The sequence below is a fragment of the Pseudomonas artemisiae genome, from assembly GCF_057128685.1.
Window position 1 is genome coordinate 57156 of the sequence record NZ_JBSKHS010000001.1, and the last position, 26405, is coordinate 83560.

A 26405-nucleotide genomic window follows, 5' to 3' on the forward strand; every position below is an offset into this window, starting at 1 on the left:
CTTTGTTTTTCGGCTTAGTGTTTTAATCCGTACCGTACTTGGGCGAGCGTGGCCCATACAGCAAGCCAGCCGGTTGCCCGGCATACAGCAAACGGCCGCTGGCGATACCCGCGATGCGAGGGGGTATCGCCTACCGGCGCAGCGCTGGGCTTATCGTATTTTGGAGGATGGCGAAGGGCGAAATCGGGACAGATTGGACAACTCCTCTGAGGTGCCATTGAAAACATCGAAGTCTGCTTGAGGTCGGTGAGGACGGGGTTGGTTTCGATCAGGTATTTGTTGGTGTTAGGCTGGGCTGCGGAACTGGGCAACCCTTGCACTTTGCTGACGGTTTGGGCGATGGCCGCAGCCACATTGGCGGGCATCGGCGCTTGCGCGGCAGGCTGGCCATTGGCGCTCACCGAGCCTACGTTGCCGCCGACGGTCATGCCACCGGGGTTGGCCTGGTGGCCAGGTGTCAGGGCAGCGACTTGTTCGGAGGTCAGACCACTAGGCGCAGGGCAGCCTTTAGGCGGATGGCTTGCCTGTGGAGAGCGTTATGGATACGCTTCGCACGCCGCTGCAGACTCAGCGGCCAGGCTTGGCGGCCTGACAGTACAAGGCGCAATAGCGCCACCGGTTGATCACAGGCTGCTTCGTCAGCTCTGCGACTCGGCTTTATGGTGGGTTACGCGGGAGCACCCTCGGGTGCGCCGGTTTCCTTGTACGCCGGTCCGCCAATCCTGTGTAACCCGCCACCCCATTCTGCTTGGCGGCAGAGAACGGTGGCTTCAAGTACAAGGAATCTTTATGAAAGACTTACATTCGAATATAAAGCATAGAAATTTCACAGCAGCTTTAAACACGGCGTTGGAATCTGCTTTAGCAGAAATCTTATACATTCCATACAATTTTTATTACAGCACCCTCAATTTCCATGGGGGTGCTAAATGATAGGCCTATCGAACACCCACACAGCGCTTATTGAACTCGCTCAGAAATTCCCATCAGCACACAAGCAGTTCGAAATAGAGCTACTGAAAATGGGTGACGCAATTAATCGGATTGAAAAATCGCGTAATGACGTGAGTTCAGTAGAATGCACTATACGGGTGATACTAGAACTATTAGATGCAGCTGATACTACCCAACTAAAGGCGAGCGATATGCACTGCTTACTCGCTCCCCTTCATATGAAAATCTTAAATATTTTTAATAATTTTGACGAAGCCTGAACTTTCTTTAGAAAATAGGCATCTGCGGACATAATGAACAAAAATCACTAAATATTAGGCGCTGCCTCACAGCGCCTCAGGCCAACACCGGTCCATTAATAGGTGAAAATCGAATTACCACCATGCAACCTTTTAAGCAAGCGTTAACGCTTAATCATAATAGGTACAAATACAGTGCCTTGCTGAGGGGGCTTCATCAAACCATCGCTATCCATAACTTTAACGCCTTTAGCTTTTGCGAATTCAAAAACCTTTACCGTTGCTTCTCTATCAACATAGCTACCGCCATCGACAATAGCACTGAAACCGGCTTGACGCTGCCTCTCAAGAAACTGAACTTGTTTGGTAAGGCCAAATGTTTTCAAGCTGACAGATGAAATACTCGACCATTTAATCTGTACAATAGGTATGTACCGTAGGTTAGAAGCATTCCAAGAAAACACAAGTAACGCGTCCTGCGTCACTGCATAAACGCAGAAATTCAAGGTGCCAGTATTTGAACCTGGCGTGCCGACGATCACATTACAACGGCTGTGCTGAATAATAGGTTTTTGAATATCAAGAGTTGGCGGAACTGTATTAGAAAAAACGTTGTCACGCCCATAATTGGCATCTAGCTAATTCCTGGTAGTTTGCGGTTTGTACGGAGCCTCGGAGCCTTTACCTTTTGCATCTACAAGTAATCTAGCCAGTCACCGGACTTAACATTCAGTCTCTTATTTAGGAAATCCTCGTACCGAGCTTTATGCTTTTCAACACCACCCTCAATATCTATAGAAATAAAACCACGCCCTCTCTCCTCTACAGATAAAGCTGTTGGCTTAATCTTCATTGGCGAAAGATCTATCAAGACCCCTGAAACCTTAGACTTATGAAATATAAAGCTCTTTCCTCCGCCAAAGGGAAGTATTTCATCCATCACAGAAAACATTATTTCAGGGCTAGACATCTCAATTTTTTCACCATCCTCATAACTTTCTGAATAGTTCTCTGGCATGAGGAAAAGCTTATAATCAATAACAACCAGCCACCCCTCTAGCTCAACAATATCGCCGACATTCATTATCACTCCCCTATCACAATGGCATTGACGCCTGGTGACATTGCGCCATCTAACAACCCTTGTTGAACACCCCTTGGTCCAACATACGGGTCTCGTGTCATATAGTAACTTACGCCATCAACAGACTTAACACTATCAACAATAATGAAGTGCTTTCCTTGGCCAGCGGGAACCTGAACGATAACACTTGCTCCTTCTTGCAGTGCTTCGTTTAACTGCTCAGGTAACACTGTAGTGTTTACAGTATTTTTAACTCCCGCCTTAGATATCACGTCTGATAATTCCAGAGTGTTAACGGCGGTCGGCCTGACCCCGCTTAAAAAGCTTCCAATTGCATTGTCAAGGCTAATAGCCACACCCGTTTTGTCAGTAATTGTCATTGCTGCGCAGGCTGGTCCGCATATAGGGGCGTCACCTTGTAAAACAACCGAGCTCTTTGGTTCATATGGGATCGTTTTAGGCGCAACAGCAATACCGCCTGCACCATCAACGAAAGCACCTGCTGTCGCTTTTGCATCAACGTATTATTACTCTAAGAAAGCAGCCCGCACCATCAACAACCAATTTGCGTATGTCAGCCCTTCGGATTCGGGCTCAAAGAAACATCCGACTTTAGCAGTCATAATCTCGCGACAAGCATCTTCAGAAAGTTTAAGAGCCATCAACTGGTCAAGCTCACCCGCCCCCGCCAGCAGCCTATCACTAGATTCACTATTAGTAATTTCATGAATCACCTCACTGCTATTACTGAACTCTTCAGGCCAGTCCTGATGAAAATAGCAACCTAATAACTGACCGAGAACGCTGTAATTTTTCATACTCATGGCACCGTAGGGAATCCTGTAAGAATTTTATATCCTGTTGGAGTTTTCGAGTCACGCACAAGTATTACCCTGACCGAATTTGCATCTACTGCGCCGGACGCACCGCGAGCAACAGATATTCCAACAGGGCTTGATAGCGTATTGTCAAGTCTCAAGCGGCTTGCGCTCCCAGAAAGCCAGTTCGCAATTTCTGTTTGCTTCATATCCAAGGTTTGTGAAACGGCCTTTTCAGCAAATGTTCGATCATAAAAAGATGACGAGCCGGTAATTTTAGGCTCCGCCGAAAGGCGGCTTAACAACTGTTCCTCTGATTGCCCTACGTGCTTTGCAAGCAAGTGCCCACCAGCTGCTTCATGAGCTGCAAGTCCACCACCTGGAACAATTGGGCTGACTGCCTTCCCAGCTTCTTTTGCACCATCAAATATCCCATCATTAGCAGCAGCTTTACCAAAGCCTGTATTGTAGGTTTCTCCCGAAACCAAGTCGACTAGCCTTCCAGCCTCTCCTGCTCTCCCAACGGGCGATGTTTTTGCTACAGCATTGACCAGCTTTTCTGCCGTTTTAGGAAGCATCCCAACAACAGTGACCGCGCCTTTGGTTGCTGTCATTGCGCCTACCAGCTCTATAGCCAGACGACCCGCTTCAACGCCCGCTGTAACCGAACCATCCCAACCCGCGTCGTTATATGCTCTGTCAAGCAGGTCGACCCGCTGCTGAAGCCCAGACAGGTAATCCTTGCCAAGGGTTTTGACCAACTCGAGGTATAGAGCAGGCGAGCTAAGTGCAGCTTTAATCTGTCCCAGGTGATCAAATATGCCGGCTATACCTTCAGCAGTTTCTACAACCGACAGACCGAGACTACCGCCAAATCCAAGCGCAAGGCCAGCGTCCTGCTGCAAGCTTATTACTGCCCATTTTACATCCTTACCCAAACGGCAAGAGTTATCAGGGCAAGCCTCTTTTTCCTCTTGTTTAACCTGTTCCTGATGGGCTGAAAGATAATTGTACTGCGTACCCGTTTTGGCTACCCAGGCGCCGGTCTGCACGGCTTTTCCATCGCCGTTATCCACCGTAGCAGCAGCAGCTATCCCAACCAGTTGCGTCGTCAATACCAACAGATTGCTGCGCTTCTCCAGGCTAAGGCCGCTAAATTGGTCATCAAGGGTTTTAACCAACGCCTCACTGGCACCGCCGGCTAGCGCGCCTGCTTTAAAGTCCCCACCAGCTGCCACTGCTGCCAGCCCACCCATCAGCGCGTGCAAGCCAACCATTTGCGGGCTACCCGGCGCATACTGGTTTTTAAACCCGGTATTACCTACTAAATTGAAACCGGCCGCAGCGAACGTGCTGGCCAGGCTTGAGCGCAGGGCGTCACCTAAATTTCCTTCCTGCCCTAGGACTTTTGCTACGGCTACAGAGGTAGTGTTTTGCAGTGCCTGATTGGCCGCAAACTTTCCTATCCCAGCCCAGGTGTTCAATGGTGCGCCTGTTACCGCGCCGCTGTTGGCAAGCGCTCCGGCCGTACTGTTAGCAGGGACTGTACTTGCACCTGTTTGAGTACCTACCCACTTGTCATAGAGCCCGGCAGTCAACCCCGCCGTTATCGCTCCTGCTGCGTACCCTTTGAGGGCATCTTTGGAAGTGGTATCCCTGAATACAGCCGCAAGGTTCCCACGGTTATTGATTGCACTAATGCCTGCGTTGCTGGCGACTGACGTTAGTGCTGCCGTAGCTGCAACGTTCGCCCAACCTGCCGTTACGCCTGTCGATGCCGCGGCCCAGATCGAAGCGGTGGTTGCGGCGCCGGTTGCACCTCCTACTGCAGCGCCGGTTGCCGCACCCGCCGCTGCGCCCGCTGCCGTTCCGCCAACACCGGCGGCACTTGCTACCAGTCCACTGGCCGCACCAGCAGTGAAGAAGGCAATTACAATCGCAATAGCTAGCTGTGCAGCGACGCCCAACCCCGACTGGCTATATTTAAAGGAGTCATGAATCTCCTTCACCTGCCGCCAATCCACATCCCCCCGCTTCTCGGCATCCTTCAACCAAGCCAACTGCGGATCAGCCTTGACCATCGCATCGATGGCCTGGCTAACGGTTTGCTGGTTCACCTGCTTTACATCGATGTGCAAGCCGTTAACCGCGTTAATAGCCACTTCGCCCTGGGCAGCCAGCTCACTTTGCTTCAGCGTTTCGTCGGTTTTGCCTTTGCCCTTGGCGCTGTTCCAGGCGAGGTTGCTGTTGCTCTTTTCGTGGCTCTCTTGGTGCAGGTCTTTTACGCCTTCGAAATTGATGGCGCCGCCGCTGTTGAGGGTGAGGTCGTTGCCGCTGTGGAGCTTGGCGGCTTGGTAGGTTTGGTCCTTGCCGCTGACCAGCAGCAAGTCGCCGCCGGTTTTGATTTCGGTGCCGACATTGGTGACGTTGGTAACTTCATCGCGTTTGGTTTTTTTGGCGCCGAAACTGCCCTTTTTTTTCTTGCTGTACAGCGAGTAGTCACTGTCTTCGGCGGCGAGCAGGGCCAGGTTGCCACCGGCGACCAGGTAAGCTTCGTTCGCGGCTTCGATGCGGCTGGAGGTGACGGTTAGGTCTTGGCCGGAGCTAAGGGCTACGCTGCCGCCGGAGGTAAGCGTGCTTGCCACTTGGCTAACATGGTCTTCCTGCCGGGTGACCTTCTTGCTCTTCGAGTAGGAGTGCTGCTCGTCCGCCGCGGAGCTGATGGTCAAGTCTTCAGTGGCCGCCATCGCCACATCACGCTTGGCGTCCAGCTGGCTGGCGATCACGTTGATGTCGCGGCCGGCTTGGGCGCTGAGGTCGCGGCCGGCGGTGACGGTGGAGGCCACTTGGGTGATGTCGCTGCTGGTGTGCTTGCGGTCCTGTACCAGGCTGTTGGCGAGTTGGGTGGCGGCGAGGTTAATGTCGCGCCCGGCGTTGAGGCTCAGATCGCGGCCGCTTTGCAGCACGCTGCCGAGGTTGTTGATATCGCGGCCGGCGGACAGACTCATATCGTTGGCGGCTTCGATGCGGGCGGCGTTGTCGGCGTAGTCTTTGTGGGACTGGCCACGCACGGTGGAGTCCACGCCGGTCACGGTGCGCTCGTTGATCACGTCGCCTTTAAGCGCCGTAACGCTTACATCCCGACCGGCGATGATGCCGCCGGCTTTGTTCACCACCGAATTACCGGCGAGCAGGTCCAGGCGGTTGCCGGCCTGTATCAAACCGCTGTTGACCAGATCATTGCCGGCAGTGGCGGACAGGTTGTTGTTGGCCTTGAGGGTGCCGACGTTGTCGAGGTTTTGGCCTGCAATCAGGGTTACGTCATTGCCCGCGATCAGTGCGCCGGTAGGGCCAAGGCGGCCAGTGGCCTGGGCCAGGTAGACCACGGGTACCAGCACTTGCTCGCCGTTCACCTCGTGGGTTTCCAGCCACACGATGTCGTGGGTCAGGGCGGCCACTTGTTCGGAGGTCAAGCCCACGCCTACGCTTAGGTTAAGCGCCTGCTTGCTGGCGATGGCGTTGTTCATCAGGTACTTGAACTGCGCCTCGTTAGAGGTTTGGCCGTCGATAAAGGCCTGGCCAGTGCGGGCAGTGATGGCTTGTTGAACGAGGCGCTGCTCGTACAGGCCATCGCCCAGGCGCTTGGCGCTTTGGTCGGGGTCGTAACCGAGGCCTGAGAGCAGGTAGTCCGAGCTCATGAACTGCTTGAGGTCGGTGAGGACGGGGTTGGTTTCGATCAGGTATTTGTTGGCGGTTGCGGGGGGAATTCGTTACCGGTAACCTTCGCGGGTCGCTGTCAATCCAGCGGCCGGGTTTGGCGATCCGTGTATGCAAAGGCGCACCAGCGCCACCATCCATAGCTCTAGGCGCTTTTTGTGCCTGGCGTTATGTGTTATGGCGGCTGTGCGCGGGAGGCCTTCGGGCCTGCCGGGTTCCTTTGCCCCGGTTCGCCAACCTGCGTACAGCTGCCACCCTGCTCGTTTGGCGACGACATGTGGCAGCTCCAGTCAGCAAAGGAGTTTCTCATGCACTTACTTCAATCACCTTTAGGCCAAGACCTCGCTTATTTGATTCAAATATGCGGGTTTTTTGATGCCGCTAATGCCACACTCAAAAAGAGAGAAATTGCTATCGATCGACCTCATAGCAGGTTCGGAGATCAGAAATGAAAGCCTTTTCAGAGATCGAGCGAAATCTGCTGAAGTTGATTGAAGGCGCGCCAACTTTAGTAGCAGATGTCTTGAAGGCCGAGACTGAATCCTTGCGTTTAACTGTAGATGCAGTTGAGCGAACGCGGCAGCAATTAAATATTATTGAATGCAGCATGAGGATTCTTCTTCAACTTCTTTACGAAGCTGATGGAAAGCATTTAGCTGGCTTTCATTTGCACTGCTTGCTGATGCCTATACATGATAGGCTAATAGGGGCCATGGTTAAAATAGACGAAACCTTATAAAAATTAATAGTACACAATACTAAAAATTTAAAAATTACCCTGACGGCTCTGGCAAGAAATAATACTTCACAATTTGCGCCAGAGCCAACCGAAAAATTTATCTATAGCTATTCATCGTACCATCGTACGAAAATTCAATACTAATTTTATATACATCCAAGGAAACCGTACACTTGTTCCACGCATGACCACCAGCAACAAGACTATTAGCCATGAAAAAAGCTCGGCGTGAACCATCATTTTTTTCGCGGCGCCTAGCCCAGCACCAACTAAAAGCTGTCCAATTTCGTTATAGATAGCTTGGTCATTCATCAAAGCCCTCCGCGAAACTCTTAAATTTTTAATAGATCACTAACCGATATAATTATTTAGTTATAAAACTATTATTTACTTTCACCACATTCAAGACCGTCAATAAACAGCCGCAACATCATTCAATAAGCTTAAGCAGGCGAATTATTATAGAACCCATCACCGCGTAGTGACTATTACTGAAAATTTTAATTAAGATCGGGCATTGAGGTTTGGCAGCAATGAATTAACCTTACTTCCAGACCCTTTTGCACCTACTTATCCGCACTCTCGCCTAAAGTATATAAACCCACTAAGAGGTTCTAATTCTCGCTTAACGCCCGCTGCATATACGCACTGGATATCAATTTTATTGATTTCCTGCTCTTTCCCTCCCAATGCATCTAGATTTGTAGCCACAATTTCCAGACTCTCTAAATCAAAGTCCGTTGGCTGACGATCAATATAGTATCGAATCAATACAAAACCACTATTATGATACCCGACAGCGATAGCTCTAATATTAGGATAAATCTCGCCAAGCAGTGCAACGCGAAAACACGCCACTAGCCAGTCAGGTAGTTGTGCAGCGAATAGCATCTCAATCCCTCGCATCTGGAACAATGTGGGCACCATTTTTTCCATAATGTATTTGGCCTCGTGTGACAGACTGCCCTGTCCGTCCGTCAACACCAATGGGCCTGCCAAAATCCACAATTGGGTTACCACGAGACCCAATACCAACAATCGGATATTTACCGCTGTGGACTCCGCCTAAAAGCTCAGCCGGGTCGACGCCGTTATTGAAATAGCTACGTCCTTCTAAAAAGTTATTGTGGCCTCTGATATGTTTTCCCTGCTGCCCTGCATGGATATTTGTTGGAAGATCGTCAGGGACAGGGATTTTACTTATTCCCTTTGGACCCGCTGAGAGATAGTCTACAGCCTTTTGGATTCTTGATAAAGCCGCAGCCTCTCCGGCTTGTAAAGCCGTTCCCGTAGACCCTGCTCCTACTGCGGCTCCATTGAGCATCCCTAAGCGGTCATACGTTGGCGCCCAATCTTTGATTACGCCGGATAAATAACTAACCGTATCCAATGAGCGCTTAATTAACAGTTGCTTATACCCTTCGCACGTGCTGTTCCCACATTGCATCGCTACAATACCGTCTAGAGAATAAAGCACTTGATCCCTAGTATCCCTAGCACGCTTAGAGCCAGCTATATCATTTGCGTACTCAACATTACCCAGACTGTCCTCATTGTACTTACCCTGCTCCCACTTTCTTTTTGAACACTCATCGTCAGTGCCGCATCCACCCATATCCTGCACAAATGCTTCTTTTTCTGGGTGCTCAAGATAGTTGAAACTAGTTGCTTGTTGAGCAACCCAACCAGCGATTTCTTGGTCCTTATCAGATCCCCCAGCAGCAGCTGACACTGTAACCCCTATCAGCTGAGACGTCATTGCAAGCAATTGATCACGCGGCAAGTCTTTGAAGATTTTGTCCCCGACAGAAGCTACAAAAGCTTCATTCGCCCCAGATGCTAATGCTCCCGTTCTAAAGTCGCCCCCGGCGAGTTCTGCAATCAACCCTCCAACCAGTGCATGAGCCCCAACTTTTGCTGAAAGCCCTGAGAACTTAAGCTGCTCACCTAACCTATTATAGATGCCTGCTGTAAGCGCATCTGCTGCTGAGCTAATAGCTGCCTGAGCCAGGTTATCTTTAAGACTGCCTCCGCTTATCACAGTACGTGTAGCGGCGCTGAAACTGCCTTCGGCTAATGTATAAGTCGCATATTGAGTAAACCCTTCAACAGTTCCCAAATTAAAACCATGTGAAGCCTTGGCCGCATTTTCAGACGCTACGCCATAAAATTTATCAAGAAGACTAGCAGCAAAACCGGCAGCTAGCCCGCTGATGACATAGCCTTTTAAGCTATCCGAAGAAGTCACATCCTTCAGTACTGCCCCAGGCTTGCCCTTATTATTTACAGTACTGATCGCGGCTTGAGAAACAGCTGCAGACATAGTCGCTATGGCGGCAGCATTTGCAGCGTTTCCTATTGCAACAGCCGTTGCTTGTGCAAACCCTGCTGCTGTTGCGGCACCACTAGCTGTAGCCCCAGCGGATGTGCCTATCGCAGCAGCCGTTGTTGAGCCTGCTGTCAAAATCGTAGTCGCGATGATGATAGCCAACATCGCTCCCTGGCCTAGCCCGGAGTGACTGTACTTATAGGAATCATGCACCTCTTTAATAAGCTGCCAGTCTACATCTCCTCGTTTCTCGGCATCCTTCATCCAAGCCAACTGCGGATCAGCCTTCACCATGGCATCGATGGCCTGACTGACCGTTTGCTGGTTCACCTGCTTCACATCGATGTGCAAGCCGTTAACCGCGTTAATGGCGACTTCGCCCTGGGCAACCAGCTCACTTTGCTTCAGGGTTTCGTCGGTGTTGCCTTTGCCCTTGGCGCTGTTCCAGGCGAGGTTGCTTTTGCTCTTTTCGTGGCTTTCTTGATGGAGGTCTTTTACGCCTTCGAACGCGATGGCGCCGCCGCTGTTGAGGGTGAGGTCGTTGCCGCTGTCGAGCTTGGCGGCTTGGTAGGTTTGGTCCTTGCCGCTGACCAGCAATAGGTCGCCGCCGGTTTTGATTTCGGTGCCGACGTTGGTGACGTTGGTGACTTCATCGCGTTTGGTTTTTTTGGCGCCGAAACTGCCCTTTTTCTTCTTGCTGTACAGCGAGTAGTCACTGTCTTCGGCGGCGAGCAGGGCCAGGTTGCCACCGGCGACCAGGTAAGCTTCGTTCGCGGCTTCGATGCGGCTGGAGGTGACGGTTAGGTCTTGGCCGGAGCTAAGCGCGACGCTTCCACCCGAGGTGAGCGTACTGGCCACCTGGCTAACATGGTCCTCCTGCCGAGTGACCTTCTTGCTCTTTGAATACGAATGCTGCTCGTCCGCCGCGGAGCTGATGGTCAGGTCTTCAGTGGCTGCCATGGCCAAATCACGCTTGGCATCCAACTGACTGGCGATCACGTTGAGGTCGCGGCCGGCTTGGGCGCTGAGGTCGCGGCCGGCGGTGACGGTGGAGGCAAGTTGGGTGATGTCGCTGCTGGTGTGCTTGCGGTCCTGTACCAGGCTATTGGTGAGCTGCGTGGCGGCGAGGTTGACGTCACGCCCGGCGTTGAGGCTGAGATCGCGGCCGCTTTGCAGCACGCTGCCGAGGTTGTTGATGTCGCGTCCCGCGGACAGGCTCATGTCGTTGGCGGCTTCGATGCGGGCGGCGTTGTCGGCGTAGTCCTTGTGGGCCTGGCCGCGCACGTTGGTGTCCACGGCGGTCACGGTGCGCTCGTTGATCACATCGCCTTTAAGTGCCGTGACGCTTACATCCCGACCGGCGATGATGCCGCCGGCTTTGTTCACCACCGAATTACCGGCCAGCAGGTCCAGGCGGTTACCGGCCTGGATCAAACCGCTGTTGACCAAGTCGTTGCCGGCGGTGGCAGAGAGGTTGTTGGTGGCCTTGAGTGTGCCGACGTTATCGAGGTTTTGGCCTGCGATCAGCGTTACGTCGTTACCGGCAATCAGCGCGCCGGTCGGGCCGAGGCGGCCATTCGCTTGGGCTAGGTACACCACGGGCACCAGCACGTTTTCGCCGTTCACCTCGTGGGTTTCCAGCCACACGATGTCGTGGGTCAGGGCGGCGACTTGTTCACTGGTCAAGCCCACGCCCACACTCAGGTTGAGCGCCTGCTTGCTGGCGATAGCGTTGTTCATCAGGTACTTGAACTGCGCCTCGTTGGAGGTTTGGCCGTCGATAAAAGCCTGGCCAGTGCGGGCGGTCACGGCTTGCTGCACCAGGCGCTGCTCATACAGGCCGTCGCCCAGGCGCTTGGCGCTGAGGTCGGGGTTGTAGCCGAGGCCGGCGAGCAGGTAGTCCGAGCTTGAGGTCGGTGAGGACGGGGTTGGTTTCGATCAGGTATTTGTTGGCGGTTGCGGGGGGAATTCGTTACCGGTAACCTTCGCGGGTCGCTGTCAATCCAGCGGCCGGGTTTGGCGATCCGTGTATGCAAAGGCGCACCAGCGCCACCATCCATAGCTCTAGGCGCTTTTTGTGCCTGGCGTTATGTGTTATGGCGGCTGTGCGCGGGAGGCCTTCGGGCCTGCCGGGTTCCTTTGCCCCGGTTCGCCAACCTGCGTACAGCTGCCACCCTGCTCGTTTGGCGACGAGTTGTGGTAGCCCCCACATGCAAAGGAGCTTTATCTATGGGTATATACATCAGGTCTTGGATTTTTAATTTTTTAGCCTGCTCGCAAAGGGTCCATGGATCGGTTGCTAGGCAGCTAGCAGTTTTGAGGACTGCACTAACATTCCTACATTTAACGAACAGTAAAGCCTTCGTCATGGTGATGAATGGAGACGGTTCAAAATGACCAGCCTCATTCAGATTCAACGACATCTTGCAAATTTAATCGAGCAGCCTGATTTTATGTCGGCCGAAGAAATCACCACTGAGATCAGAAGCCTGTACAAGACAGCAACCGAGTTGGATGAAATTAGAAACCAACTCAATGCGATGGAATACGCCATGCGCACCATGCTTGAGTTACTGGACACGGCTGAAAATAAGCCCATGGCCTGTAGCAAACTTCATTGCCTATTATCACCACTTCATAGGCAGCTGCTTTTGATCGCTAGCGAATTAGATGATTTATTATAGCTATTAGCACAAGCTTAACCAGCGGCTGCTTAGTTAGTAAAAGCGCAGGCCTGACACAGGAACCTCAGGCCTGCTTTTATCAAATACCTAAGTTTTCAATCAGTTTTTTGCTGAGAATATCGGCCACTCCATTCAGCGCCGCCTTTAGCTTATCCGGATCGGTACGATACTCAAGTGGCGTAAAGGCATAGGTATTATCGCCATTAAAAGGCGTAATGTAGTTTCCATATCGCCAAACAACGACATCACCTCGCTTCATTTCTGCTGAGATTTTCATGGTGGGGTACATAACACTGCTAAAACCCTGCGTCAGTCCAAATCCCCAGTTGACTACTGTCAGCTGAATCTCCGCATCGGCTTGAGCATCCACGCCTACTAGTTTGAATCTATTTGACGTAGCCAATTGATTCTCAAACTGAGACTTTACGATCTCCCCCAGATCAATTTGGTTGATGCTCATGTTGGAAATTATTGCTTGATAAGTTGGCATAGATGCCAGATCACCAAGCTTCATACCTGCCGCAAGACCAGCACCACCAAGTGCTGCCTGCCCGATTTTCGAAGCGCCCGTAGCAGCCCCGGCCAATGTACCGGTCCCGGCGCCCACTGCCATGCCCCACGCTTGCTCTCGACCTATGTAGGTGAACTCTTTAGGAGACCAAATGACAGGAAGTATTTTTATAGTGTGTATTTGTGAGCCGATTTCAGGCTGAAGCGGTTTGTTTGAGCAAGCTGACAGGGCGAAGAAACTTAGTAATAAATAAAATAACTTCATAAGATTTAACTCCAACTCCCCGGGTCAAAAAGGCTAAAAATCAAAATTAAAGCCAACTAGTTCAGGCAACGGACTAACACCAACACATGAAGACAAATGCTCAAATCACCAAACCGTCAATAAGAAAGCACTAGCCCAATTTACATAGCTCGCACTCACCTAAAAAATACAATCCAATTATATTTTTACCCTCAATCTGTCCATAGCGAACTCACGACTATCATAATATTAATCTAAATTGCCATACAATTTTTCAGAGCGGTACTGCTTGGCGAGCAGATCTCCACAGGATTAATTAATCTGTCGTCCACTACCCCTGACAACAGCAGTAATTTTTTCTATCCTCTTGAACCTCGCTACCCAAACCTCATAGCTTCATAATTAAATTACAACCAACCCAAATCCACTTCGAGCACTCTTCTTAATTTCGATGCTACTGCATGAAATGTTCCGCCAGGAAGTGAAACACTTTCAATACGTTCACCATCATTCAAGCTCCATACAAAAATTTCCGAATCAGAGCGCCCCATCCAATAAGCATGACATCCTACGTCAGACATTGCAGTACATGTTAGATCATAAACCCCCTCAATGTAATCTAAGCCATCTCCGAACAAGTAGCTATTAGTAGTCTTATAAATATTTTCTGCGTTTAATTTTTCATTACCACTTACAGTAGTAATCCTCTCTATCTTCACATAGCAAGCCAAGGTCACCCTGAGCTCTATCACATCAAGGAGATCAGGCAAGCGCACTCCATTAATATAGAGTGCAAAGGCACCATTCCTCCAAAAATCGTCAGAATTCCATTCATTAACCAAGTCAAACTGAATTGCGAACTTGACTGGATCACCAATAATCATTTTATTTTTACTCCTAAAGCCTTTTGGATAGCGTTCGGGACTTGAACAGCTTTCAATGGATTTTTTGTGTCGCCTGAGCTACCGTTCCAATGATACTCGCCATTTGTTCCTGCAAAACGGTGCACATTGCCATTAGAGTCAACGGCGAATCTGACGTCCTTATTAGCATAAGCCTGAGTACTAGGAATAGAATTTTCGAATAGCGAAACCGCATTCAGAGGTTCTATCCCTGCATTCGGATTATTACCCGGCTGACCAATAGTATGTTTGGGGTTAGATTTGTAACTCAACCCATTTGATGCTATTACCGGCTCAAGACTTGGTACCCTGCCAGTCCCTGGCACCACCTTCTGGCGTACCATCCCAAATCCCATGGCTGCTAGCGTGACTGTTTCTTTGGTCAAAAAAGCAGCACGCTCTGGCGACATACCATATTCAGATACGAGATAGTCAGCCACAGTATCTGCCTGATGCCCCGCTGTTACCTGCGCAAGGGCATTCTGGAAGCCATCATTCTCAGCAATCAAAAGATTCAACATATTCCGAGTCGCAGGGGATGCGTCATCCATCTGAGCACGGAATAGTTGTGTATCGGCTTGGGCCTTGGCGACCATTTGAGATACAGATGCACAGGCGTTCGGGTCTTGACCACAACTGGAAAAAGCCTGTTCTGTTTGCTTGCTACTTAGCTCATGATAACTTTCATACCTGCTTTGAGCGCAGGCTTGATCATTACCACAGTTAAGCAATTCTCTTGCAGCTCTATCAAGATCCGAATGGCTAAGATAGTTATACTGGGTAGCGCTCGCGGCTATGTTCGCTGCAATAGCAGGATCCCCGCCTGTGACAACTGCTGACAGCACCCCCACTAATTGCGACATTGCAACTAAATTAGCCTGAGCTTGCTGAGAGCCTTTAGCGGTTGGATCATAATTTTCGGGGAGCGCCAGTTTAGCCAGGTATTGCACCATAGCTTCGTTGGCGCCGCCGGCAAGCGCCCCCGTTTGGAAGTCACCGCCCATTGCTAGCGATTTAAGTCCTCCCAACAAGGCATGGGCGGCAACTTTCGTTGGACTTCCATCGACCAGTTTTATATTACCTAGCTTATTAGCAGCCATGGCACCGCCAATGTCGATAACGGCGCCTATCAGATTATCTGTGAATTGCTTACTTAGGCTTCCGCCGTTAAATGCTGTTTGCACCAGGCTATCTGCACTAACTTTCAAGACAACCTGGCCAGCACTGTTCAGGTTAAATCCCAAGGCTGTTGGATTGTAGCCCAGCGTATTTCCAATTCCGCCTGTAAGGCCCGATACCATATATGACTTTAGGCTTGCCGCACTCGTCGAGTCTTTTAATGTCGCTCCTAAATCTCCTTTATTACTAATAGCGCTGTTCGCGGCAGTCGTTTCTGCTGAAATAAGTACTGCGTTGGCGAAGCCTGCAGCGAAGGTACCAGAGGTCGCTCCTACCGCCGCCGCACCAGCCCCGCCTGTTACGACAGTTAACGCGATCGCCAACGCCAACTGCGCTGCCACACCCAGTCCCGACTGGCTATATTTAAAGGAGTCATGAATCTCCCTCACCTGCCGCCAATCCACATCCCCACGCTTCTCGGCATCTTTAAGCCAAGCCAATTGCGGATCAGCCTTGACCATGGCATCAATGGCCTGGCTGACCGTTTGCTGGTTCACCTGCTTTACATCGATGTGCAAGCCGTTAACCGCGTTAATGGCGACTTCGCCCTGGGCAACCAGCTCGCTTTGCTTCAGGGTTTCGTCGGTGTTGCCTTTGCCCTTGGCGCTGTTCCAGGCGAGGTTGCTGTTGCTCTTTTCGTGGCTCTCCTGGTGCAGGTCTTTTACGCCTTCGAAATTGATGGCGCCGCCGCTGTTGAGGGTGAGGTCGTTGCCGCTGTCGAGCTTGGCGGCTTGGTAGGTTTGGTCCTTGCCGCTGACCAGCAATAGGTCGCCGCCGGTTTTGATTTCGGTGCCGACGTTGGTGACGTTGGTGACTTCATCGCGTTTGGTTTTTTTGGCGCCGAAACTGCCCTTTTTCTTCTTGCTGTACAGCGAGTAGTCACTGTCTTCGGCGGCGAGCAGGGCCAGGTTGCCACCGGCGACCAGGTAAGCTTCGTTCGCGGCTTCGATGCGGCTGGAGGTGACGGTTAGGTCTTGGCCGGAGCTAAGGGCTACGCTGCCGCCGGAGGTAAGCGTGCTTGCCACTTGGCTAACATGGTCTTCCTGCCGGGTGACCTTTTTGCTCTTCGAGTACGAGTGCTGCTCGTCCGCCGCCGAACTGATGGTCAAGTCTTCAGTGGCCGCCATGGCCACGTCACGCTTGGCGTCCAGCTGGCTGGCGATCACGTTGATGTCGCGCCCGGCCTGGGCGCTGAGGTCGCGGCCGGCGGTGACGGTGGAGCTGACTTGGGTGATGTCGCTGCTGGTGTGCTTGCGGTCCAGTACCAAGCTATTGGTGAGTTGGGTGGCGGCGAGGTTGATGTCGCGGCCGGCGTTGAGGCTCAGATCGCGGCCGCTTTGCAGCACGCTGCCGAGGTTGTTGATATCGCGGCCTGCGGACAGGCTCATGTCGTTGGCCGCTTCGATACGGGCGGCGTTGTCGGCGTAGTCCTTATGGGCCTGGCCGCGCACGGTGGAGTCCACGGCGGTCACGGTGCGCTCGTTGATCACGTCGCCTTTGAGTGCCGTAACGCTTACATCCCGCCCGGCGATGATGCCGCCGGCTTTGTTCACCACCGAATTACCGGCGAGCAGGTCCAGGCGGTTGCCGGCCTGTATCAAACCGCTGTTGACCAGATCATTGCCGGCAGTGGCGGACAGGTTGTTGTTGGCCTTGAGGGTGCCGACGTTGTCGAGGTTCTGGCCTGCGATCAGGGTTACGTCGTTACCAGCAATGAGCGCGCCGGTTGGGCCGAGGCGACCATTGGCTTGAGCCAGGTAGACCACGGGCACCAGCACGTTTTCGCCGTTCACCTCGTGGCTTTCCAGCCACACGATGTCGTGGGTCAGGGCGGCGACTTGCTCACTGGTTAAGCCGACGCCCACGCTCAGGTTGAGCGCCTGCTTGCTGGCGATGGCGTTGTTCATCAGGTACTTGAACTGCGCCTCGTTGGAGGTTTGGCCGTCGATAAAGGCCTGGCCGGTGCGGGCGGTCACGGCTTGCTGCACCAGGCGTTGCTCGTATAGGCCGTCGCCCAGGCGCTTGGCGCTTTGGTCGGGATCGTAACCGAGGCCTGAGAGCAGGTAGTCCGAGCTCATAAATTGCTTGAGGTCGGTGAGGACGGGGTTAGTTTCGATCAGGTATTTGTTGGTGTTGGGCTGGGCGGCGGAACTGGGCAAGCCCTGCACTTTGCTAACGGTTTGGGCGATGGCCGCAGCCACGTTGGATGGCATAGACGCTTGCGCGGCAGGCTGGCCATTGGCGCTCACTGGGCCTACGTTGCCGCCAACGGTCATGCCGCCGGGGTTGGCCTGGTGGCCGGGTACTTGATAGCCGCCGTTATCGAAACCGCCGTCAACGGGCTGGCCGATCGTTGTGGCTTGGCCGGTGATGCCTGCGTTCTGGCGGGTGACCCCAGCCAGTTGGCCAGTGCTGGCCGCCATTTGCGCCGCGCTACCGAACTGAACGTTACGCCCTACCGCGTCGGGCACGCCCTGTTCACGCTGGGCCAGGGACACGCTGGCGCCTGCGATCGTCCAGCTTTGGGGTCCGCTGCTGGCCTGCGCGGCTTGAGGCGCGCTGCTGGCTTGCCCGCTTAACCGGAACAGACCGTTCTGGCCGGTGGGCAGGTTAAAGCCAGGGAGGCTTAGGGGGTTGATTTGTTGTTGGGCTAGGTTGGGGGGAAGCTGGGCGTTGATCTTGATGACGAACGGGGCGCCCGAACCCGAGGCACGCGTGTCCTGGACTTTATTAGTGCCACCGCCTACGGCGTAATCTTCATGTATAACGCTGTTTTGCAGGTCTTGAGTGGCGGTAATGGAGACTTTACCACCTGCTTGTATAACTGCGCTGCGGCCTCCATTGCCGGAGCCGGTCTTGGTAACTTCCACATCACTGACTAAAGCATAAAGCTTAAAGACTTCTGGCAGCTCCATCAAATTAGAAGGATCGTATTGAGCGCCGTCAACGTTATTACGGGCATTATACTGGGACACAGTCGGCTTAAATCGCGTCCATGTTAAATGCTTTATCCTGTCGGTATAGTATACTCGTGTGCGCTCGATAATTCCGCCAGCCGCACCTAAGTTTTTTAAGTTATCTGCCTGAACTATGATATTGCCTGTAGCGCTAACAGTGCTCTTACTGTTAAGAAAGCTACTACCAACAAAAGAAAAATCGGTTCCTGCTGTTATCAAAGATGAGGCGGTAGTGTCAGTATCCAGGCCACCCGAGAATACTTCATGAGCAGTATAATTAACTCGGACATGGCCACCACTACACTCAACGCATTGGTCTTCAATAGAACCCGATATCAAGGTCCTCTCAAACGCAACGTTACTCCCCTCCCCCCCACCTTGAGTCCGATTCTCAAACGCCGTAGCCGCAATGGAAAACTGCCCGCCGCTCTCCATGGAGCCGGAGATATTCGAAACCTGATTGGCCCGGGCGGCGCCGTAGCCACCGATGGTGACGTTGCGCAGGCCGTAAAGGTCGCCGGTCTGGTTGGTAAAGCTACCCACGTTGAGCTGTATATCCCCACCACTGAACACCAACCCATGGTCGTTCAGCAGGCTTGGCGTATTGACCGTGAGGCTCTGCCCTGCCCCCAGCGTGCCGTAGTTGTTCAGCGCACCTGCGCTAACCGAAAGGTCGGCGGCGGAGGTCAGGCGGCCTTGGTTGGTCAGTTGCCCGCCTACGTTGAGGCCGGTGCTGCCACCGCCGGCGATACTCGCGGCGGTGCTCAGGTCCAGCTGTGCGGCGCTGAGGGTCAGGTTACCCAAACTGCTCACCCGCCCATTCCCCCCATAGGCGCCACTCAGGTTGAGGTTCAGGCTGCCGTCGCTGGCGATCAAACCCTCATTGGTCCAGTTTCCGCCGGTGCCCACCAGGCTGTCGGCGGCGAGCAGTTGGCCGCTGGCGGTTTGGGTGAAGTTGCCCACGTTTACCGTCAGGCGCCCGGCCTGGATCACGCTGCTGTTGGTCCAGCTGTCGGCATTCAGGGTAAGGCCGCCACGGGTAACGATGCTGCCGCCGGCGTTGGTGATGTTGGCGGTGGAAATGCCGAACTCGCCGGTACCTACATGCAACAGGCTACCGCCCGCGTTGAGGAAGTTGCCTACGTTAAACGCCAGGTTGCTGTTGGCGGTTTCCAGGGTGCCGCTGCGGTTGTCGAAGGTGCCGCCGATGTTGAACTGGGTGGTGCCGGCATTGCCCAGGGCGCGGATTTTACCGGTCTGGTTGTCCAGGCTGGCGGTGGTGATGTTCAGGGTGGTGTCGCTTTCGATCACGCCAAAGCGGTTGTTAAGGGCCCCGCTGAGGTTGAGGTCCACCTGGTTACCGGCGATCTGGCCATCGTTGTCGCCGCTGTTGTCGAAGCTGTTGCCGGTAAAGCGCACCAGCCCCTTGGCGTAGAGGCCGCCGTTGCGGTTGTCGAAGTGGCTGGCGGACACCAGCGCATCCCCCGCGCGGGCAGACACGCGGCCACCGTAGTTGTTAAGGCCGGCCGAGGCGAGCAGGTCTAGCCGTTGGGCCTGGATCACGCCGCCTTGGCGGTTAAGGTCGTAGCCGTTTTGCAGCACGCCGGTGACCCGGGCGGTGAAGGCGCCTTGCAGGCTGGAGAGCACGCCACCGCGGCTGTCCAGGTTATTGGCGGTAATGGCCAGGTCGCCGTTCTGGGCGATCAGGCGGCCATCGAGGTTGCCCACATCCCCACTCACGTTTACAGCCAGGGCACCTTGGCTTTGTACCGCGCCTTGGGTGTTGGAAAGGCTGGCGGCTTGCAGTTGCAGGTCTGCGTTCTGGCTGTAGATCAAGCCATCGGCGCTGTTGACCACCTCGCCACTGGCGGTAATCACCAGGCGTTCGTTGGCCGCGACGGTGCCCCGGTTGCTGTTGTCCAGGCGGCCGGTGTTGAGGGTCATCAGGCGCTGGCTGACCAGTTGCCCGCCTTGGTTGTTGACCTGGCTGCTACGCACCAGTTGCAAGGGGCCGGCGCTGGTCAGTTTGCCGTGGGTGTTGGTCAGGGCGCCGAGCAGGTCCAGGGTCACGGCGCCTTGGCTGCTGAAGTTGCCGCTGCTGTTGTCCAGCGTGGTGCCGGTGACGCTCACGGCTTGTTGGGCGCTGAGGTTACCGGCGGCGTTGTTCAGGGTGTCGGCGGCCAGGGTAAGGCCGGCGCCGCTGTCGATCAGGCCATTCTGGCTGTTGTCCAGCAGGCCGCGAGTGGTGAGGCTTTGCCCGGCGCCGCTGGAGAGAATGCCGCCCCGGTTGTCGAGGTTGGCGGCGTTAAGGGTGAGGCTTTGCTGGCTGACCAGCGCTCCGCCGTTGCTGTTGAGCACCGCACCGCTGAGGATGGCGGCCAGGTTGCCGTTGCGGGCAGAGAGCGTGCCGTTGTTGCGGTTGTCCAGGGTGCCGCCGGTGACGGTCAGGCCCTGCCAGCCGGAGATCAGGCCGTTCTGGTTGATTACATTCGCGGCGTTGAGGGTGAGCTGGTTGTTGCTGATCAGCTTGCCGTTGCTGTTGTCCAGGGTGCCGGTGGCCAGGGTGAAGCTTTGGCTGCTGGACACTTCGCCGCCCTGGTTGTTGAGGTTGCCCACGCGGTTGAGCAGCAGCGGGCCCTTGGCGGTGATCAGGCCGGTGCGGTTGTTCAGGTCGGCGCCGTTGAGGTCCAGGCTCAGCCCGGCGTCGCCCAGCAGGCGGCCCCCGGCTTGGGTAAGGCCGTGCAGGGCCAGGGTCATGTCGCCTTTGGAGGACACTTCGCCGCCAGTGCTGGTGTCCAGGCTGTTGGCGGTGAGGTTCAGGCTGCCTTGGCTGTTGATCAGGCCCTTGGCGGTGGTTTCCACACTACCCGCGTTGAGGGTCAGGGCGCTGGCGCCTAGCAGTTGGCCGGCTTGGTTGTCGAGGCTGCCTGCGGTGATGTCCAGCGCTTGGGCGGCGTTGATCAGGCCGTTGTCACGGTTGCTGAGCACGCCGTTAACGGCCAGTTGCAGCCCGCCACGGCTGGTGAGGGTGCCGGCGCTGTTGTCCAGGGTGCCAGCGCTAGCGTCTACGCTGGCTGCCGCGATCATGCCCTTCACGTTATTCAGGGCCTGGGCAATGCGCAGGGTCAGGCCCTGGTTGCTCAGCAGCTTGCCGCCGTCGTTAGTGAGCTGTTGCGCAGCCAAGGTAAAGGCTTGGGCGCTGGAAATCTCCCCGCCTTGGTTGTTGACGCTGGCGAGGTTGGTCAATAGCAATTGGCCGGGCGCGTTGATCAAGCCGCCCTGGTTGTTGAGCACACCGTTGTTGAGGTCAAGGCTGAGCGTGGTGTTGCTGAAGAGCTGACCGTTGCGTTGGTCCAGTCCGGTCACGCTGGCCACTAGGGCCTGGGCGCTGCCGATGCTGCCGCCGTCGCGGTTGGTGAGTTGTGTGGCGGTAAGGGTGAGCTGGTCGCTGGTGCTTACGCGGCCTTGGCTGTTGTCGAAGTCACTGGTGGTAAGGGCCATGGCGCCCTTGCTGCTAAGGCTGCCCTTGGCGCTGTTGTTCAGGCTGGCGCTGTGCAGGGTCAGGGCGGCATCGGTGACAATTTCGCCGCCGCTGTTATCCACCGTGCCCACGCTGGTGAGGGTCAGCACATCGGCACTGGAGAGGCTGCCCTTGGCGTTAACCAAGCTGCCCGCTTTAGCCGTAAGGGTGCCTTCGCTGCTGATCACGCCTCGGGTGTTGTTTAGCAGATCGGCTAGGTCGATGTTCAAGGCAGCCAGGCTGGCCAAGGCGCCGCCGCTATTGTCCAGTTGGTTGCCGGTGAGGGTAAGGCCGGCCTTGCCGGACAACAGCCCGTTAGCGCGGTTGGTCAACTGCGCCACCTTGAGGGTAAGCGTGTTCTGCGCCAGTACCTTGCCGCTGTCGCTGTTATCCAGCACCTCGGCGGTCACGCTGATGCTGCCTTGGCTGGACACTTCGCCGCCGCGGTTATCCACCTGGGTCACGGCGAGGGTTACGCCTTCGGTGGCGGCGATCAGGCCGTTGGCTTGGTTGACGAGGCTATCGCCGGTCAGGCTCAAGGTGCCCTGGGCGATCACTTGCCCGCCTTGCTGTTGCAGGCTGCCGATCGCGGCGGTGAGGTTGCGCTTGCTGGAGAGTTGCCCCAGGTCGTTGTTCAGCGTGGCGGCGCCCAGCAGCAGATTGCCGTCGGCGATCACTGCGCCCTGTTGGTTGAGCAGGCCCTTGCTCACGACCAGGTTAAGGGCATCGCGGCTGCTGAGCAGGCCGTCAGTGTTGTTCAGGTCGGCGGCGGTGATCTCCAGGCCATAGGCGGCCACGGCGCCTTTTACGTTTTTGAGCAGTTGCGCGATACGCAGGGTAAGGCCCTGGTTGCTCAGCAGCTTGCCACCGCTGTTGTCCAGCCCTTGCGCCGCCAGGGTGAAGGCGTTGGCGCTGGAGATTTCCCCATTCTGGTTATCCACCTGGCCGAGCTGCTTGAGTAGCAGCGCGCCGGGGGCGTTGATCAGGCCGCCTTGGTTGTTGAGCACGCCATTGTTGAGGTCAAGGGTGAGCGCGGTATTGCTGAAAAGCTGGCCGGCTTGTTGATCCAGGCCGGTGACATTGGCGTTCAGGGCTAGGGCGCTGGCGATGCGGCCGGCGTCTTGGTTGGTCACCTGCCCCGCGTTGAGGGTGAGCGCATCGCTGCTGGTGAGCCGCCCGCCGTGGCTGTTGTCCAGGGCGCCGGTCGTTACCTGAGTTGCGCCTTTGCCGGAGATAAGGCCGTTGTTGCGGTTATCCAGGCTGGCGCTGGTGAGGGTCAGTGCGGCGTCGGTGGTGATTGAGCCGCCCTGGTTATTCAAGGCGCCAGTAGCGTTCAACATCATCGCCGCAGCGCTGGAGAAGCTACCGCCAGTGTTGTTCAGGTCACCGGCGTTTACCGTCAGCAAGGCCTCGCTGCTGACCAGGCCTGTGGTGTTATCCAGCGTGCCGCTGAGGTTCAACACCAGGCCGTTTTGGCTGGCCAGGGTGCCTTGGCCGTTGTTGAGCTGCTGGCCATCGAGGCTGAGGGTGTCGCCGTGCAACAGGCCTTTGTTCTGGTTGATCACGCGCTCAACCACCAAGGCCAACGCGGTGCCGGCCAGTACCTTGCCGCCGTCGCTGTTGTCCAGTTGCTTGCCGGTGATGCTAACGCCCACCTGGCTGGACAACTCGCCCGCGCGGTTGTCGATCTCGGTAACCTTGAGTGTCAGCGCTTTTGTGGCGCCCACCAAACCGCCCACGCGGTTATCCAGGTAGGTGCCGCTCAGGTTGAGGTTGCCCTGGGCAACCAGCTGGCCACCTTGTTGCTCAAGGCTAGTTACCGAAGCGGTGAGGTCACCTTGGCTGGCGATACGGCCGGCGCCGTTGAGCACCTTGGCCACGTTCAGGTTCAGCGGCCCGAAGGCACTGATCAAACCTTGTTGGTTGTTCAGCTGCTGGCCGGTCAGCTCGATGCCGGCCTTGCTGCTAACGGTCCCTTGTTCGCTGTTATCGAACTGGTCGGCGGTCAGCTGTAGGCCCTGGTCGGCGCGCAGCAGGCCGCCACGGTTATCGGTGGTGCCCGCGTGCAGGGTCAGTTGGTTCTGGGTCGATACACGCCCACCACGGTTATCCAGCAGTTGGCTGGTCAGGGTTAGCGGGCCCTTGGCCTGGAGGCTGCCACCTTCACGGTTATCCAAGGCCCCGCTTAGGGTTATGCCCAGGTCACCGTCGGTGACCACCACACCGGCCTGGCGGTTATCCAGGCTAGCGGCTTCGAGCGCCAGGCCCTGGCCCGCGCCCAGGGTACCGGCTTGGTTGTCCACCACGCCGGTGGCCACCAGGCTCAAGCGCTGGTCGGCGGTAATCTGCCCATTCTGGTTGCTTAGGCGCCCGGCGCTAAGGGTGGCGTTACCGGCGGCGGAGATGTCGCCATTGTTGTTGAGTACCGCGCCCGTGGTGCGCAGGGCCAGGTCCCCGTCGCTGCTCACGGCGCCGTTGTCGTTAAGCAGCTCGCCCGCGCTAAGGTCCAGGCCGGTGCCGGAGACCAACCCGCGCACGTTGGCCAACTGCTCGGCCACCCGCAGGGTCAAGGCCTGGTTGCTGAGCACCGAGCCGTCGGTGTTTTGCAGACTGGTAGCGGCCAGGGTAAAGGCCTTGGCGCTGGAGATTTCGCCACCTTCATTGTTCACATTCCCAACGTTGCTGAGCAGCAACTGGCCGGGGGCGTTGATCAAACCCGCGCGGTTATCCAGGGTGCCGCCGTTGAGCTCCAGGGCTACATCGCCGTTGCCGTACAGGCGGCCGTCGTTGTGCTGGTCCAGCCCGGTTACGCGGGCGGTCAAGGCCAAGGCGCTGGCGATACGGCCGGCTTCACTGTTGTTCACCTGCTCGGCGGTGAGGGTCAGCGCGCCAGTACTGGTGAGGCTGCCGCCTTGCTGGTTGTCGAAGGCGCCGGTGTTAAGCGTCACGCCCGTGCCCGCGAGGCGGCCCTTCTGGCTGTTGTTCAGGCTGGCGCTGGTCAGCGCCAAGGTGCTGCCCGCGACCACTTCGCCGCCTTGGTTGGTCACGGCGCCAGTGGCGGTGATCGTTGCGCTGTTGGCGCTGGTGAGGCTGCCACCCTGGTTATCCAGGCGGCCGGCGTTCAGGCGTAGAGTGCCCGCGCTGGTGACCTGCCCGCCTTCGCTGTTATCCAGCTCATCTGCGGTAAGGGTCAGTTCGCCTTGGCCCAGTACGCGGCCAGCGCGGTTGTCCAGGCGGGCGGCATTGAGCTGTGTGCTGGCCTGGCCATTGAGCGTACCGCCCCGGTTGTCCAGGGTTTGCCCAACGCGCGCGGTAAGGCTGCGGCTGGCGGTGAGGCTGCCGGTGTTGCGCAGGTTTTGTGCGGTGAGGGTTACATCGCCTGCCGCATTGCGGCTGTTGTCGGCGTTAACCCCTGCTTCCACGATAGCGTTGTTGGTCAGTTGGCCGTCGCTGGTCAGCGTGAGGCTGTTCTGCGCCGCCAGGTTCTGCTGCACGTTCAGCGGGCCGCGAGCGTGTACGTTCACTTGGGCCGCGTACACCTTGCCTTGCAGGTCCGCGCTGGCGGCGTTCACCTGGGCCGTGCCACTGGCCGCCACCTGCCCTACTGTCAGTTGCCCATTGGCATCGATCTGAATATCCCCGGCGCTGGCGGCCAGGTTACCAGCCAGCTTTACCCCTACCCCGGCTTCGGTGCCCACCAGCTTGATGGCGCCGGCGTACATGCCGCCCAGAGCGGAGCTGTCGATGGCCAGGGTAGGTTTGCTGCTGCCGTCATCGGCTTGCGCGGTGGCGTTGAGGCTTTGCGCGTCTACGTTATTGCGCCCGGCGATCACCGTGAGCTGCTTGGCGTTGATCTGCGCGTTGATCTGGGCGGCGCGGGTGATGATCTCGAATTGATCGACGCTGGTTGCGTCCAGGCCTTGGCCTTCGACGGTAACTTGGCCACCGTCCACTTGAAAGCGATCGAGGCGGCCGTTGTCCAGCACCGGCGTGCCGGTGGTCAGGGTGGCTCGGGGGGTGTTGATAAAGCCACAGCCGTTGCAGGTTACGCCATAGGGGTTGGCGACGATCACGCGCGCGCCCTGCCCGGCGACTTCGGTGTAGCCCTTGAGCTGGCTGGGGTTGGCGCCCACCACTTCGTTAAGGATGGTGCTGGCGGCGCTGCCGTTGAGGTTGGGGTTACCGACGATGATGCCACCCAACTGGGTGTTCTGGGTGCGGCCGGTGGCGTTGTTGAGGATCACCCCCTCGCTGCCCACGTTGTACTGCTGGTACTGGTTGTGAGACAGGCCCGTGGCGTTAGGCGCGGCAATGTTGACGATAGGCACGCCATTGCCAGCCTGGTTCAGGCTGGTGTTGGTACCACCGCTCACGGCAATGCCTTCGGCCTGGGCCCAGATGGGCTGCCAGAACAGCGCGTTTACCAAAATAAGCGCGATGCCCCGCTTGGGCATGCCCCAGAAACGCTCACGCGTTACCAGCCTGGCAGAGGGCTGACGTACGAGAAATTCGAAATGACGGACGTCCAT

Annotated in this window: 13 protein-coding genes and 2 pseudogenes; 2 read left to right on the top strand and 13 right to left on the bottom strand. The window is 55.8% G+C overall.

What is annotated here, in order from left to right; genetic code table 11:
* Positions 1–14: 14 nt before the first annotated feature.
* From ACWKV4_RS00280 to ACWKV4_RS00305, 6 genes and pseudogenes are all read right to left on the bottom strand, one after another.
* Complete coding sequence (locus ACWKV4_RS00280; protein WP_483833751.1) at positions 15–428, bottom strand: hypothetical protein; 414 nt, start codon at positions 426–428, stop codon at positions 15–17.
* 929 nt (positions 429–1357) lie between these two features.
* Positions 1358–1735: a hypothetical protein gene (locus ACWKV4_RS00285; protein ID WP_483833749.1), complete on the bottom strand. Its 378-nt coding sequence runs from the start codon at positions 1733–1735 to the stop codon at positions 1358–1360.
* Positions 1736–1887: 152 nt separating this feature from the next.
* Positions 1888–2277: a hypothetical protein gene (locus ACWKV4_RS00290; protein WP_483833748.1), complete on the bottom strand. Its 390-nt coding sequence runs from the start codon at positions 2275–2277 to the stop codon at positions 1888–1890.
* 2 nt (positions 2278–2279) lie between these two features.
* Positions 2280–2657, bottom strand: coding sequence for a hypothetical protein (locus tag ACWKV4_RS00295; RefSeq protein ID WP_483833747.1), 378 nt, complete (start codon positions 2655–2657; stop codon positions 2280–2282).
* A gap of 147 nt (positions 2658–2804) precedes the next feature.
* On the bottom strand, positions 2805–3095 hold the full coding sequence (locus ACWKV4_RS00300) for a contact-dependent growth inhibition system immunity protein (protein WP_483833746.1): 291 nt from the start codon (positions 3093–3095) through the stop codon (positions 2805–2807).
* Positions 3096–3097: 2 nt separating this feature from the next.
* Positions 3098–6841: pseudogene (locus ACWKV4_RS00305) on the bottom strand (RNase A-like domain-containing protein); the annotation flags it as partial.
* Positions 6842–7260: 419 nt separating this feature from the next.
* Between ACWKV4_RS00305 and ACWKV4_RS00310 the strand changes: the two are divergent.
* Positions 7261–7551 (top strand): hypothetical protein, encoded by a 291-nt coding sequence (locus ACWKV4_RS00310; protein WP_483830141.1) that lies wholly within the window; start codon positions 7261–7263, stop codon positions 7549–7551.
* Positions 7552–7662: 111 nt separating this feature from the next.
* Here the strand turns inward: ACWKV4_RS00310 and ACWKV4_RS00315 are convergent, their stop codons facing one another.
* From ACWKV4_RS00315 to ACWKV4_RS00330, 4 genes and pseudogenes are all read right to left on the bottom strand, one after another.
* Entirely contained in the window at positions 7663–7863 is a 201-nt protein-coding gene (locus ACWKV4_RS00315; RefSeq protein WP_483830142.1) for a hypothetical protein, read from the bottom strand.
* A 258-nt stretch (positions 7864–8121) separates the two neighbouring features.
* Positions 8122–8442 carry a MafI2 family immunity protein gene (locus ACWKV4_RS00320; RefSeq protein ID WP_483830143.1) on the bottom strand — a complete coding sequence of 107 codons (321 nt, stop codon included), beginning with the start codon at positions 8440–8442 and terminating at the stop codon, positions 8122–8124.
* Position 8443: 1 nt separating this feature from the next.
* Entirely contained in the window at positions 8444–9166 is a 723-nt protein-coding gene (locus ACWKV4_RS00325; RefSeq protein WP_483830558.1) for a polymorphic toxin type 50 domain-containing protein, read from the bottom strand.
* Positions 9161–11828 (bottom strand): annotated as a pseudogene (locus ACWKV4_RS00330) (DUF637 domain-containing protein); the annotation flags it as partial. The pseudogene ACWKV4_RS00330 and the gene ACWKV4_RS00325, both read right to left, overlap by 6 nt.
* A 445-nt stretch (positions 11829–12273) precedes the next feature.
* Here ACWKV4_RS00330 and ACWKV4_RS00335 point away from each other — a divergent pair.
* On the top strand, positions 12274–12564 hold the full coding sequence (locus ACWKV4_RS00335) for a DUF1484 family protein (RefSeq protein WP_483830144.1): 291 nt from the start codon (positions 12274–12276) through the stop codon (positions 12562–12564).
* A 79-nt stretch (positions 12565–12643) separates the two neighbouring features.
* Here the strand turns inward: ACWKV4_RS00335 and ACWKV4_RS00340 are convergent, their stop codons facing one another.
* The 3 genes from ACWKV4_RS00340 to ACWKV4_RS00350 form a co-directional block, all read right to left on the bottom strand.
* The gene (locus tag ACWKV4_RS00340) at positions 12644–13339 is read right to left on the bottom strand and encodes a hypothetical protein (RefSeq protein WP_483830145.1); all 696 of its coding nucleotides are present in this window, start codon (positions 13337–13339) and stop codon (positions 12644–12646) included.
* Positions 13340–13725: 386 nt separating this feature from the next.
* Positions 13726–14202 carry an Imm42 family immunity protein gene (locus ACWKV4_RS00345; protein WP_483830146.1) on the bottom strand — a complete coding sequence of 159 codons (477 nt, stop codon included), beginning with the start codon at positions 14200–14202 and terminating at the stop codon, positions 13726–13728.
* Complete coding sequence (locus tag ACWKV4_RS00350) at positions 14199–26405, bottom strand: two-partner secretion domain-containing protein (protein WP_483839539.1); 12207 nt, start codon at positions 26403–26405, stop codon at positions 14199–14201. Before ACWKV4_RS00350 ends, ACWKV4_RS00345 begins: the two co-directional genes overlap by 4 nt.